Raw genomic sequence first — 12,408 nt, 5'->3', positions numbered from 1 at the left:
ATTTTGACAAGTCCATAAAAGAAAACAGACCATGTTTGAAATTAATCCGGTAAAAAACCGTATTCAGGACCTCACGGAGCGCTCCGACGTTCTTAGGGGGTATCTTTGACTACGATGCCAAGAAAGAGCGTCTTGAAGAAGTAAACGCCGAGCTGGAACAGCCGGACGTCTGGAACGAACCTGAACGCGCACAGGCGCTGGGTAAAGAGCGTTCCTCTCTCGAAGCTATCGTAGATACGCTGGATCAAATGGCCCAGGGGCTGGAAGATGTTTCCGGTTTGCTGGAGCTGGCCGTCGAAGCCGACGACGAAGAGACCTTTAACGAAGCCGTGGCAGAACTCGACGTGCTGGAAGAGAAGCTGGCGCAGCTGGAATTCCGTCGTATGTTCTCCGGCGAATACGACAGCGCTGACTGCTATCTCGATATTCAGGCGGGTTCTGGCGGTACCGAAGCGCAGGACTGGGCCAGCATGCTGACGCGTATGTACCTGCGTTGGGCCGAAGCGCGCGGCTTCAAAACCGAAATTATCGAAGAGTCTGAAGGTGAAGTGGCGGGTCTGAAATCCGTTACCATCAAGATCATCGGTGACTACGCCTACGGCTGGCTGCGTACCGAAACCGGCGTTCACCGCCTGGTGCGTAAGAGCCCGTTCGACTCCGGCGGTCGTCGTCATACCTCCTTCAGCTCCGCGTTTGTCTATCCGGAAGTTGATGAAGATATTGATATCGAAATTAACCCGGCGGACCTGCGTATTGACGTTTATCGCGCATCCGGCGCGGGTGGTCAGCACGTTAACCGTACGGAATCTGCGGTGCGTATTACCCACATTCCAACCGGGCTGGTAACACAGTGCCAGAACGACCGTTCCCAGCATAAGAACAAAGACCAGGCCATGAAGCAGATGAAAGCGAAGCTTTATGAGCTGGAGATGCAGAAGAAAAATGCTGAGAAACAGGCGATGGAAGACAACAAGTCCGACATCGGTTGGGGCAGCCAGATCCGTTCTTACGTCCTTGATGACTCCCGCATCAAAGACCTGCGTACCGGGGTTGAAACCCGCAACACGCAGGCGGTGCTGGACGGCAGCCTGGACCAATTTATCGAAGCAAGTTTGAAAGCAGGGTTATGAGGAACCAACATGTCTGAACAACAAGCACAGGGCGCTGACGCGGTAGTCGATCTTAACAACGAACTGAAAACCCGCCGCGAGAAGCTGGCAGCGCTGCGCGAGCAGGGCGTACCGTTCCCGAACGATTTTCGTCGTGACCATACCTCAGACCAACTGCACGCAGACTTCGACGCTAAAGAGAACGAAGAGCTGGAGGCGCTGAACGTTGAAGTGGCCGTTGCAGGCCGCATGATGACCCGTCGTATCATGGGTAAAGCCTCCTTCGTGACCCTGCAGGACGTGGGCGGCCGCATTCAGCTGTACGTTTCCCGTGACGACCTGCCGGAAGGCATCTACAACGAGCAGTTCAAGAAGTGGGACCTGGGCGATATCCTGGGCGCGAAAGGTAAGCTGTTCAAAACCAAAACCGGTGAACTGTCTATCCACTGCACCGAGCTGCGTCTGCTGACCAAAGCCCTGCGCCCGCTGCCGGACAAATTCCACGGCCTGCAGGATCAGGAAGCGCGCTATCGTCAGCGCTATCTGGATCTCATCTCTAACGATGAATCCCGCAAGACCTTCAAAATTCGCTCCCAGATCATGGCCGGTATCCGCCAGTTCATGGTGAACCGCGACTTTATGGAAGTGGAAACCCCAATGATGCAGGTGATCCCTGGCGGCGCGTCTGCGCGTCCGTTCATCACCCATCACAACGCCCTGGACTTGGACATGTACCTGCGTATCGCGCCGGAGCTGTATCTGAAGCGTCTGGTGGTCGGTGGCTTCGATCGCGTGTTCGAGATCAACCGTAACTTCCGTAACGAAGGTATCTCCGTTCGCCATAACCCAGAGTTCACCATGATGGAACTCTATATGGCGTATGCGGATTACAAAGATCTGATCGAGCTGACCGAATCCCTCTTCCGTACCCTGGCGCAGGATATTCTGGGCACCACGCAGGTCCCTTACGGTGAAGAAGTTTTCGACTTCGGCAAGCCGTTCGAAAAACTGACCATGCGCGAAGCGATCAAAAAGTACCGTCCGGAAACCAATATGGCGGATCTGGATAACTTCGACTCTGCGAAAGCGATCGCGGAAAGCATCGGTATCAAGGTTGAGAAGAGCTGGGGTCTGGGCCGTATCGTGACCGAGATCTTCGAAGAAGTGGCCGAAGCGCACCTGATTCAGCCGACCTTCATCACCGAATATCCGGCTGAAGTCTCTCCGCTGGCGCGTCGTAATGACCAGAATCCGGAAATCACCGACCGCTTCGAATTCTTCATCGGCGGCCGCGAAATCGGCAACGGCTTTAGCGAGCTGAACGATGCGGAAGACCAGGCCCAGCGCTTCCAGGATCAGGTTGACGCGAAAGCGGCAGGCGACGACGAAGCGATGTTCTTCGACGAAGACTACGTGACCGCGCTGGAGCACGGCCTGCCGCCAACGGCGGGTCTGGGTATTGGTATCGACCGTATGGTGATGCTGTTCACCAACAGCCACACCATCCGCGACGTGATCCTCTTCCCGGCGATGCGCCCGGTGAAGTAAGGCGTTAAGATGCAAAAAAGCCCCGAAAGGGGCTTTTTTATTGCGTCGCGAAGGCTTTGAGTTTTTCGCGGGCGGTCTTCGCTTCCATGACCATCCATGGGCTAAAGGCCCAGGGCGTCGCGTCCAGCGCGCGGAATAGCGCGTCCAGTTCAACCCACTGATAGTCCATTACTTCTTCTACGTTTATTGTTACGTCGTTGGTAATGCGGGCGGCGAATACCGGGCAAATTTCGTTTTCCACGATCCCGGACGGGTCTGTTTCCCGATAGCGAAACTCAGGGGCGACGGCGGTGATATCGGTCAGCTCAGCGCCCACTTCAAAGCGGCAGCGGCGGATAATGGCCTCTTCCGTCTTTTCACCCGACTGCGGGTGCCCGCAGACGGAGTTTGTCCAGACGCCCGGCCAGGCTTTTTTGCTTAATGCGCGTCGGGTGATCAGACACTCGCCTTCGGCGTTGAAAAGCCAGGAAGAGAAAGCCAGGTGCAGCGGGGTATGTAACGTATGCGCGGCATATTTTTCCTGAGTGCCAATCACCATTCCCTGGTCGTTTACCAAAATAACGTGTTCTTGAATACTCATTGATGCTCCAGTGCCAAAACGCCGAATGGTTCAGCACCATCAGCCGGTTCATTATACGGCATTCTTATACGAACGGTTTGGCTCGTAGAGCGGAAAAGGGCATGACCCATCTTCATTTTGGCTGTTATCATAGTGCGCCATTCACGCTGACCGAGGATCTGTTTTGTTTGCAGGAAGCCTGACGAGAAACCCCATCACCGCCACTATTTGCCTGATGCTGACGCTATTCCTGGCGGGCTGTTCAGGAAGCAAGTCGTCGGATATGGGCAGCTATTCCGGTTCGGTCTACACCGTTAAGCGCGGGGATACCCTGTACCGGATTTCGCGCGCAACGGGGACCAGCGTGAAGGATTTGGCGCGGCTGAATAATCTTTCTCCGCCCTACACCATCGAGGTGGGTCAGCAGCTGAAGGTGAGCGGCGGATCGTCCTCGGGGAAAAAATCCTCTTCGAAAGGCAAAACCGCCAAAGTGACGCCATCCTATCAGGTGCCGCAATCGTCATGGCCGCCGGTTGGACAGCGGTGCTGGATTTGGCCTGCCAGCGGTAAAGTGATCGCCCCATACTCACTCTCTGAAGGTGGCAACAAGGGGATTGATATCGCCGCTGCGCGCGGTACGCCGGTTTATGCCTCCGGGGCCGGGAAGGTGGTTTACGTCGGTAACCAGCTGCGCGGCTACGGTAACCTGATCATGATTAAGCATGGCGAAGACTACATCACGGCCTATGCGCACAACGACACGATGCTGGTCAACAATGGGCAGAACGTGAAGGCGGGGCAGAAGATTGCCACCATGGGCAGCACGGGAACGGATACGGTGAAGCTGCACTTCCAGATTCGCTACAAGGCGACGGCCATCGATCCGCAGCGTTATCTTCCTGCTCCCGGCAGTAAGCCGAAGTGCTAAGTGATTATTTTATCGCCGGTTAGTTGCGAATAGGCTTGTATGAAGGTGCGTAAGGTCTATAATGCCTTACGCACCTCAAAGCGGGCGTAGTTCAATGGTAGAACGAGAGCTTCCCAAGCTCTATACGAGGGTTCGATTCCCTTCGCCCGCTCCATTTTCAATTCTACAGAACTCCACGTAATTCAACTTACTGCTGATTTAACACAGTTTTTATCCATTTTTTCATCAACTCAATTCAACCAGAGTTACTCCAAATCAAGAGCCGATGTTGTATAGAAATGTGTATAGCATTTCCTATACACTCTGAAACTATACACACAGGACGATTTCAGAGGAGAAAACTATACATATGCCCCTCACAGACCTTGAGATACGCCGTGCGAAGCCTGCCGATAAAACGTATACCAAAGCAGACGGTAACGGATTATCGCTACAGATAGAACCCAATGGTTCAAAGGGCTGGCGGTTTCGTTACCGTTATGAAGGTAAAGCTAAAATGTTGTCCTTGGGAACTTACCCAAAAGTTTCTTTATCTGAAGCCCGAAGTAAACGCGACGAGGCACGGGACTTATTAGCCGCAGGTATCAACCCAAGTGATATTCGCAAAGAAAAGAAACTGTCCCAGCAAGATAAACTCAATAACACTTTTGAATCTATTGCAAGGGAATGGTATCAACGGCGCTATGATCTTTGGGCTGAGTCTTATCGGACTGAAATGATCGCAACGTTTGAGAAAGACGTTTTCCCTTATATAGGTCATCGCCCGATTGATTCTATTACCCCTATGGAATTAATGGGAGTTTTATCCCGTCTTGAAAAAAGGGGGGCTACAGAGAAGATGCGAAAGGTTCGTCAGCGCTGCGGTGAAGTCTGGAAATACGCAATCGCAACAGGACGTGCGCTATCTAATCCGGCTCCAGATCTCGCAAGTGTGATGATGCCACATAAAAAGGTGAATTATCCGCACCTGCAGGCAACAGAATTGCCTGATTTTCTTACTTTTCTTCAAGCGTATACCGGTAATATCCTCGTTAAGCTCGCCATGAAGCTGCTTATCCTAACAGGGACGCGTCCTGGTGAATTGCGTAAGGCGGAATGGTCAGAGTTTGATTTTGAAAACAATCTCTGGAATGTTCCCGAAGAACGAATGAAAATGCGTCGTCCTCACGTTGTTCCTCTGTCTCGACAAGCCTTGGCTATTCTGGAGGAGCTCAAAACGATGACAAATGCCTATTTGTATGTTTTTCCTGGAAGACTTGAAAAAGTTAAACCGATCAGTGATATGTCGTTGAATGTATTAATTCGGCGTATTGGCTATGGGGGAAGGGCAACTGGGCATGGTTTTCGCCACACGATGAGTACCATCCTCCATGAACAGGGTTTTAATTCCGCTTGGATCGAGCTGCAACTGGCTCACGTTGATAAAAACTCAATTCGTGGGACGTATAACCATGCGCAATATCTGGACGGAAGGCGGGAGATGATGCAGTGGTATGCTGATCATATTGATCAGCTTATTAATTCATCAGCAGGTAATCGTTAATGGTTGATTCCCACCCAGGACGGGGTGGGAACGCCATTCTTTTATTTTTTGTTTGTCCGATAGACTGGAGTTCACTGATCGAGTCGGGCTCATGGTCTAGGGATGCGGTGGAGCACCAGATGAGCCATATGGAACGTAACACAGTACGAGCAGCTTATAAGCGTGCCATCGTAAGAGCGCTTCCAGTCGCTCCAGAAATACAGTTTCTCATAAATCCATGCAGCCAGCCCGGCCGGCGAATCATTCAGGCGGCAGGCAAGCGTAGCCTGGATAAGATTGTAACCGCCCTCCTGTTTGTACCATGCCTGTTGGCGATCCAGAAAAGCCTGCCCAGCGGGGGATAATGGTGCATCGCTTCCGGTATATGGCGAGTAAGAGCCCGGCAGAAAATTAAGGTGTATGGCCTGGACCCGCTCAGGGAAGCGGTGTGCCAGCCAGCTGGTGATATGGGCACCCCAATCGCCGCCTTGGGCACAGAAACTGTCATATCCCAGTTTTTCCATGAGCTCGGCGAACATGCCGGCGATTTCATATAGCCCCGTGCCGCTGTTCCGGGGCGCCGGGGAAAAACCATAGCCGGGCAATGAGGGAACTACCACTTCAAAGGCGTCCAGTTCACCCGCACCGTGTGCGGCCGGGTCGGTCAGCAGAGGAAGGATCGCTTCCATCTCAGTAAACAAGCCGGGCCAGTCGTGTATCATGAGCAACGGCCGGCATGTGGAACCCCGGCCTTTTTTATGAATAAAATGGATTTCCTGTCCACAGTCCAGTGTACAGACGTACTGTGGAAGCCGGTTAAGCCTGCTTTCCTGCGCACGCCAGTCAAACCCGCCACGCCAGTAAGCTATTAATACCTTTAACTCGCTGACCGGCACACCTTCAGACCGTCTTTTATTTTTTTCCGCGTTTCCTACCATGGACACTTTCGCGAACATGGACACTACCGTGGACAGAAACACGCCTTACACCAGTAGACCCTGGATTTTCACAGCATTGAGCCTGCGATTTAATGAGGCGATGACTTATCGTGAAATCGCAGAGCAACTCAATATCAGTACTTCCGCTACACATAAAATGTTTACGCGTTTTCGTCGCACCGGCATTACAGCGAAGGCGCTCTCATACCTGCTGAAGCAGTGGGATGCACTCAACCTGTATTGCGGCAACGGCTGGGGTAAATATTGATGTAAGTTGAGCCAATGGAAGATTTTATCTTGCTGTTTTTTTGCCCTTAGATACCCATTGCCAGCCCAGGCAACAGCTCCTTTTGCCCGCAAATGCCTGTACTGTCTTTCATAGGGGTTCATAGTGAATACACCTTTTTTCAGTAACAATGCCGTGCACTTTATACGCCACTTATCAATATAATGACGTTTATAGTTATAAAAAATGGTTGTAATGGGGATATAACATAGTTCGTTCTTTGCTCATAGCAGCCCCAGTGCCACGTATCCGTCCGCTCTGTGCCCCGGCTGTGTGAAACACCAGATAACATTTTGGTCTAGACGATGATTTCATACGATCAGCCATTTTTTTCAATCCATGTGACGGACTGACTGTTTATTAAAATTATACACATACAAATCAATACTGCGGATAAGGGCTGCAATAGCGCAGAATCCTGACACATCTGTGACGCTTTATTAGCTAAAAGGAGCAAGCATGGAAGTAACAGTAGAACTGTGTCCGCTACATGAATGGGAAACCATGGTAAAAATTTTTACTGAGATGGAAGAACACTATTATGGTAAGGGCAACATTCAGGAACCTCAATTGAAGAATTACCTCCGCAATCGACTGTTCAGTCAGCTGTCCGGTACTCAGGTGATCAGGGCTCGCTGCGACGCTCATATTGTTGGGCTGGCGTGCTGCAGTATTTTATACCCTTCTCCCCGGTACAGTGGTCAGTTGCACGTTAAAGAGCTTTATATCTCCCAGAATGAGAGAGGGAAAGGCACAGGGAAATCTATGATGCGCTTTATTGCAAAACTCGCTCTGGAAAATGAGTGCCAAAGCATCAACTGGAATGCCGAGAAATCAAACGCCGGAGCAAACCGTTTTTATCAGTCTTTAGGGGGGAGAATAAATGATGGCATTGTGAGTTATTATCTCCATGGTGAACTCCTGAGTAAACTGGCTTCCGAAAGTTCAGCAGAACCTGGCGGCTATACTGGTTAGGTTACCACATTGCCGATTATGCTTGCCGGAGTGGTCGAGAGTTGATTAAGATTCAGTCAATGACTTGCGCGTTATAGTGGTACAGAAATGCCTCAAATAACATTCCATTTTCTGAACGCTCATAAAAAACTCACCGTTCACTGTGAATGGCTTAAAACTAAACTGACTGATACCTACATACAAGCTGCAAGGTTGATGCCGACTCCTTCACTGGATGTCGTTGTTAAGGCCGGTAATTATGTTATCCCTGAAAAAGGGCATGGAGGGTTTTGTCCTGAAGCGGGCGTTATCTACATAACTGTCGATCCTGAAAATCCCGCATTCTGCAAAAACGATGCGCACTCTATTGAACGTATGTTTGCTCATGAACTGCACCATGCGGCAAGGTGGACAGGACCAGGATACGGTTCAACGCTGGGCGAGGCGCTGGTCTCTGAAGGGCTTGCCGGACATTTTTCACTTGAGATTTTTGGTGGTGAACCTGAGCCCTGGGAAAACCTCAAGTCCGACACTATTGAGCACTACTGTTTACAAATGCTGGAAAACTGGCATTGCACTGATTACGACCATAATGGCTGGTTTTTCGGAACCGGGGATTTTCCAAGGTGGCTGGGATATACCGCAGGGTTCAACCTGATATCCAGGTATCTCGCAGCATTCCCCCATTTGAAAGCTTCAATGCTTGCAAACATAAAAGCTGAGGAGTTAAAGGCTTTTATATGAAGTGCAGATTCCTGATTTCTCTGAAGCCAGGATTTTACTCATGAGCGAAAGCTGAATAGCCCACCTCTTGCTGTGGGTTCAAAGCTGACAGTTGCCTGCAATCCCGTCCGCTGCGTACCAATACTTTTAATCCGTGTACCCCTCAATCTAAAATTACAGGTAAGAACTCATATCTGAGTACACAGGTAGTTCTTCATATTGGGAAAGCATATACCCAAGCATCATATCCATCTGAAATCGTCCCCCGTGGCAAGTCAGGCTCCCCAAGTGTCCTGTTTTTTATTCATATAGCAAGTGGAGTCTTTAGCTGTAAGCTCCTCTTTTCGTTTAAGGCAGAATATTGATTTAAACAGGGCTGATACACACTCTGGGTAATAATGCGGTCTATATGTGACGCTTACAGATAAACTGTGCAACCGGAAAAATGACCGGACGATGTAGCCCACCTGAGGGGCCCTAAACCCTCGGGTAGAAACTGAAAAAAAGCTGGCCTGAAACCGGTAGCTCTGAGCGAATTATAGTCATTCGCACCCTGAGAATTACACTTTTAAGTGATTCAGGGTATGCGCTTACTGGTCACGAATATTGAGCGAGAATCACGTGATGATCGCCGCTTTTCTTTCGAGCCAGTAGGTGCTCCACGTTCGCTAACGAATACTCAGGGCATGCAGATAACTGCTGGCTATATTTCTTTCGAAGAGCGTGGAATGCATACCAATCCCCGATGAGAAGGAGTTGGTAATGACTGCGACTAATCAATTTGCTGCACATCTTGGTCTGGACTGGGCAGATAAAAAACACGATGTCTGTGTTCAGTTTAATAATGGTGAACGCGTATTGCATGTGATTGAACATACAGCAGAAGCGCTTGATGTCTGGCTTACCGAGTTACACCAGAAGGTAAAAGGCAGGATCGCTATAGCTATCGAGCTGAAGAAGGGCCCTGTGGTATATGCTCTTCAAAAATATCCGTTTATCACTGTTTTTCCTGTCCACGCTTTATCGTTGGCTCGTTACCGGCAGGCCTTCTCACCCAGTGGCGCAAAAGATGACCCGCAGGATGCCGAACTGGCATTAGAGTTAATGCTACGTTATCCCCAAAAGATAAAAGCAATTGAACCTGACAATGCGGATATTCGCTTACTTCAGCAACCGGTTGAGCAGCGTCATCAGTTGGTTGAAGATAAACGCCGTTTTGTGAACCGGCTAATCAACACGCTTAAACAGTATTATCCTCAGCCCCTAGAGTGGTTTTCACATCGGGGTAGCTTGCTACTGTGTGAACTGATTATGCGGTGGCCAAGTCTGCAACAACTGAAACGCGCCAGGAGAGATACGATCCGCAACTTTCTGAATGCCAAAGGTGGCCGCACAATGGTCCTTACCGAGCTACGTGTTGCGAGTATTGATAATGCGATCCCATTAACTACAGACCCGAGTGTTATCGAGGCTAATGCTTTGATGGCAACAGCACTGGTGACACAAATCAAAGTCGTGAGTGAAATCATCAAAACCGATGACGAACGAATCGAAACGTTGTTTGACACTTTGCCAGATGCCGGTCTGTTCAAATCGCTTCCAGGCATGGGGCCGTGTATGGGCCCACGTATGCTTGCTGCACTTGGTGATAACCGTGACCGCTTCAACAGCACAGAAGAAATTCAAAACTATGCAGGTATTGCACCGGTGACAGAGAGAAGTGGCCAGAAATCCTGGGTTCACTGGAGATGGCAGTGTGCCAGGTTCGTCAGGCAGACCTTTGTTGAATGGGCTGCCAGGGCGGTTAACTCATCATACTGGGCCAGACTTTATTACCAGGGCCTGCGAGAAAAAGGGAAATCGCATCAATCAGCTATCCGGGCTCTGGCGTTTAAATGGATAAGGATCATTTATCGCTGTTGGAAGACCAAAACCCGGTACGACGAAGCGAAATACTTGCTGGCACTGGAAACGCGAAAGTCGCCCTTACTTAAGCCATAAAAAGATTGTCGAATGTCTCAGGGCGTGAAGCGGAAATTCGCAAATGTTTCACATCTGATCAAGGCATTACTTAAAGGATGGTGTGGTAGCCAGCGGGGAGTAGGTCAAAGCAATTACAAATTGGTTTGAATTGCAACATCACGCAAGAAAATGTTATGTTATTACATTCCTTAAATGGCATGCGCAGTGACATGAACAACAATCTTCCTTATCCAATACCTGTGCTTGATGTTAAAAGCGTCAGCATTTCTACGGGCCATTCTGCTCTAGTCAGCGATGTCAGCTTTCAGCTCCAACAAGGCGAGCGGGTCTGTATTATCGGCTCATCGGGGTCAGGTAAGTCTCTGACGGCAAAAGCCATTATAGGTACATTGTCTGCCGGGCTGTCATTACAAGGAAGCATTCGTATAAACGGTGCGGATGTCGTTGGCCTTCATCCCACACGGCGACCTCAGTATGCGCTGGTATCCGCCATCTTTCAGGACTCATCCACCGCGCTGAACCCGCTGATGCCGGTGGAGCGACAGCTTGCTCTGGCGTTGAAAACAGGTGATAACGCGATGCTGGCCTCTTTTCTGGATGCGCTTCAGCTCAGCGATATCCCTCAATTGCTCTCCCGCTACCCGGCTGAGCTTTCCGGTGGACAGCGTCAGCGGATTTGCATCGCGCTGGCGTTGCTGGGGAATAATCGCCTGCTGATTGCCGATGAACCGACGACGGCACTGGATGTGATTAGCCAGCAGCAGGTGCTGCAGATATTAGGTCAGGGGTCCACGCTGAGCGCTCCGCCAGCGTTGCTCTTCATCACGCATGATATTGCCGTTGCTACACAGCTGTGCCAGCGAGGTATCGTGATGGAAAAAGGCAGGATTGTGGAGTCAGGCACAATGGCCCAGCTCCTGAACGCGCCGGAACATCCTTACACCCGCAAACTGGTACAGGCCGCACGAGCCGCTGAACAGACGTTGTTAACCCACACCCGTGAGGCGCTCGCCGGATGAGTATTCCCCTGCAGATGGCATCCGACTCCTTCATTCAGGTCGCCAGGATTTCCCGCTACCGGAGTCAACCCGGACTCATCTGGCAGAAGACCCAGCCAGTGAATGCCATTCTTAAAGATTTTTCGCTCACGCTGCGTCAGCATGAGCGTGTAGGCCTGCTGGGATGTTCGGGCTGCGGAAAATCGACGTTACTGAAAGCTATCCTGGCCCTCGATCCGGTGGATGACGGTGAGGTGTATTGTGATGGAAAGGTGGTCAGGCCGGGCTCTGCCCGCACATTGCGCTGGTATCGCCGCCGGGTTCAGTACCTTCCTCAGGAGCCCGCCAGCACGTTGCCGCCGTCAATGCGTGTCAGAGAGATTCTCAACGAGCCGCTAAGACATTTAGGCTGCAACCGTGATGCGTCACCTAATCTTGCCGCCGCACTTGAACAGGTCGAACTCAGCGCGAAAGTTCTCGATCAGCGTGCAGGCTCGCTTTCAGGGGGACAGGCTCAGCGCGTTGCGCTGGCAAGGGCGCTAATCATACAGCCCGATTTTCTGCTGGCCGATGAGCCGGTCAGCGGGCTGGATCTTCCTCTGCGTGAGCAAATCAAATCGCTACTTTTGCGTATAACAGAAGAAAACCGCATGGGGCTTCTGATCGTCTCTCATGACGTTTCTATGCTGGCAGGGTTGTGCGACAGAACGCTGGTCATGGAGGCAGGAAAAATCATAGAAGATCGCCCGACGCTTGAAGTGCTGCATTTACCTCATCATCCGCATACGCGTCAGCTTCTGGACGCGGTACCGGCGCTTGTCACTCATGCCCCGTCGCGGGCAGGTGGCTGAATACACTTT

General features: G+C 50.9%; 10 protein-coding genes, 1 tRNA gene and 3 pseudogenes. 12 read left to right on the top strand and 2 right to left on the bottom strand.

Features of this window, described 5'->3' with window-relative positions; all coding sequences use genetic code 11:
- The first annotated feature begins 31 nt into the window (after window positions 1–31).
- Window positions 32–1,130, top strand: a protein-coding gene (gene prfB, locus ACJBF3_RS11005) for a peptide chain release factor 2 (protein ID WP_096151315.1) whose coding sequence is annotated in 2 segments (ribosomal slippage) — window positions 32–106 and window positions 108–1,130 — 1,098 coding nt in all. Because the reading frame shifts where the segments join, the coding sequence is not laid out codon by codon here.
- Between the two features lie 9 nt (window positions 1,131–1,139).
- Entirely contained in the window at window positions 1,140–2,657 is a 1,518-nt protein-coding gene (gene lysS / locus ACJBF3_RS11000; protein WP_021242046.1) for a lysine--tRNA ligase, read from the top strand.
- Between the two features lie 37 nt (window positions 2,658–2,694).
- Here lysS and idi read toward each other — a convergent pair whose 3' ends face one another.
- Complete coding sequence (idi, locus tag ACJBF3_RS10995; RefSeq protein ID WP_047717606.1) at window positions 2,695–3,237, bottom strand: isopentenyl-diphosphate Delta-isomerase; 543 nt, start codon at window positions 3,235–3,237, stop codon at window positions 2,695–2,697.
- 163 nt (window positions 3,238–3,400) lie between these two features.
- On the opposite strand from idi, the gene actS reads away from it, so the two are divergent.
- From actS to ACJBF3_RS10975, 4 genes and pseudogenes are all read left to right on the top strand, one after another.
- A complete protein-coding gene (gene actS, locus ACJBF3_RS10990; RefSeq protein ID WP_045329198.1) occupies window positions 3,401–4,144 on the top strand; it encodes an amidase activator ActS in 744 nt (247 codons plus the stop codon).
- Window positions 4,145–4,224: 80 nt separating this feature from the next.
- Window positions 4,225–4,298 (top strand) — tRNA-Gly (locus ACJBF3_RS10985).
- A gap of 195 nt (window positions 4,299–4,493) precedes the next feature.
- Entirely contained in the window at window positions 4,494–5,687 is a 1,194-nt protein-coding gene (locus ACJBF3_RS10980; RefSeq protein ID WP_191599845.1) for a phage integrase central domain-containing protein, read from the top strand.
- Window positions 5,688–5,755: 68 nt separating this feature from the next.
- Window positions 5,756–5,845, top strand: a pseudogene (locus ACJBF3_RS10975) (integrase); the annotation flags it as partial.
- 243 nt (window positions 5,846–6,088) lie between these two features.
- Here the strand turns inward: ACJBF3_RS10975 and ACJBF3_RS10970 are convergent.
- A pseudogene (locus ACJBF3_RS10970) lies at window positions 6,089–6,604 on the bottom strand (epoxide hydrolase family protein); the annotation flags it as partial.
- Between ACJBF3_RS10970 and ACJBF3_RS10965 the strand changes: the two are divergent.
- From ACJBF3_RS10965 to ACJBF3_RS10940, 6 genes and pseudogenes are all read left to right on the top strand, one after another.
- Window positions 6,603–6,743, top strand: a pseudogene (locus ACJBF3_RS10965) (IS66 family insertion sequence element accessory protein TnpB); the annotation flags it as partial. The pseudogenes ACJBF3_RS10970 and ACJBF3_RS10965 sit on opposite strands and share 2 nt — an antisense overlap.
- A 606-nt stretch (window positions 6,744–7,349) precedes the next feature.
- On the top strand, window positions 7,350–7,865 hold the full coding sequence (locus tag ACJBF3_RS10960; RefSeq protein ID WP_406545046.1) for a GNAT family N-acetyltransferase: 516 nt from the start codon (window positions 7,350–7,352) through the stop codon (window positions 7,863–7,865).
- Between the two features lie 87 nt (window positions 7,866–7,952).
- Window positions 7,953–8,588 carry a DUF2268 domain-containing protein gene (locus ACJBF3_RS10955; RefSeq protein WP_191599849.1) on the top strand — a complete coding sequence of 212 codons (636 nt, stop codon included), beginning with the start codon at window positions 7,953–7,955 and terminating at the stop codon, window positions 8,586–8,588.
- 741 nt (window positions 8,589–9,329) lie between these two features.
- Window positions 9,330–10,568: an IS110 family transposase gene (locus ACJBF3_RS10950; RefSeq protein WP_191599850.1), complete on the top strand. Its 1,239-nt coding sequence runs from the start codon at window positions 9,330–9,332 to the stop codon at window positions 10,566–10,568.
- A 155-nt stretch (window positions 10,569–10,723) separates the two neighbouring features.
- The gene (locus tag ACJBF3_RS10945; RefSeq protein WP_191599851.1) at window positions 10,724–11,569 is read left to right on the top strand and encodes an ABC transporter ATP-binding protein; all 846 of its coding nucleotides are present in this window, start codon (window positions 10,724–10,726) and stop codon (window positions 11,567–11,569) included.
- The gene (locus ACJBF3_RS10940) at window positions 11,566–12,399 is read left to right on the top strand and encodes an ABC transporter ATP-binding protein (protein WP_191599852.1); all 834 of its coding nucleotides are present in this window, start codon (window positions 11,566–11,568) and stop codon (window positions 12,397–12,399) included. The genes ACJBF3_RS10945 and ACJBF3_RS10940 overlap by 4 nt, the downstream gene beginning before the upstream one ends.
- Window positions 12,400–12,408 lie beyond the last annotated feature (9 nt).

Source organism: Enterobacter sp. PP-008-ECC_S150 (genome assembly GCF_045257065.1).
GTDB classification, from domain to species: Bacteria; Pseudomonadota; Gammaproteobacteria; order Enterobacterales; family Enterobacteriaceae; genus Enterobacter; species Enterobacter chengduensis.
Note: the sequence above shows the minus strand (reverse complement) of the source record. Positions and strands in the feature narration are given on the sequence as shown.

Bases quoted from the DNA above. Each gene is read 5' to 3' on its own strand.
- lysS (WP_021242046.1), top strand. From the start codon at position 1,140: ATGTCTGAACAACAAGCACAGGGCGCTGACGCGGTAGTCGATCTTAAC.
- idi (WP_047717606.1), bottom strand. From the start codon at position 3,237: ATGAGTATTCAAGAACACGTTATTTTGGTAAACGACCAGGGAATGGTG.
- ACJBF3_RS10980 (WP_191599845.1), top strand. From the start codon at position 4,494: ATGCCCCTCACAGACCTTGAGATACGCCGTGCGAAGCCTGCCGATAAA.
- ACJBF3_RS10960 (WP_406545046.1), top strand. From the start codon at position 7,350: ATGGAAGTAACAGTAGAACTGTGTCCGCTACATGAATGGGAAACCATG.
- ACJBF3_RS10955 (WP_191599849.1), top strand. From the start codon at position 7,953: ATGCCTCAAATAACATTCCATTTTCTGAACGCTCATAAAAAACTCACC.
- ACJBF3_RS10950 (WP_191599850.1), top strand. From the start codon at position 9,330: ATGACTGCGACTAATCAATTTGCTGCACATCTTGGTCTGGACTGGGCA.
- ACJBF3_RS10945 (WP_191599851.1), top strand. From the start codon at position 10,724: ATGTTATTACATTCCTTAAATGGCATGCGCAGTGACATGAACAACAAT.
- ACJBF3_RS10940 (WP_191599852.1), top strand. From the start codon at position 11,566: ATGAGTATTCCCCTGCAGATGGCATCCGACTCCTTCATTCAGGTCGCC.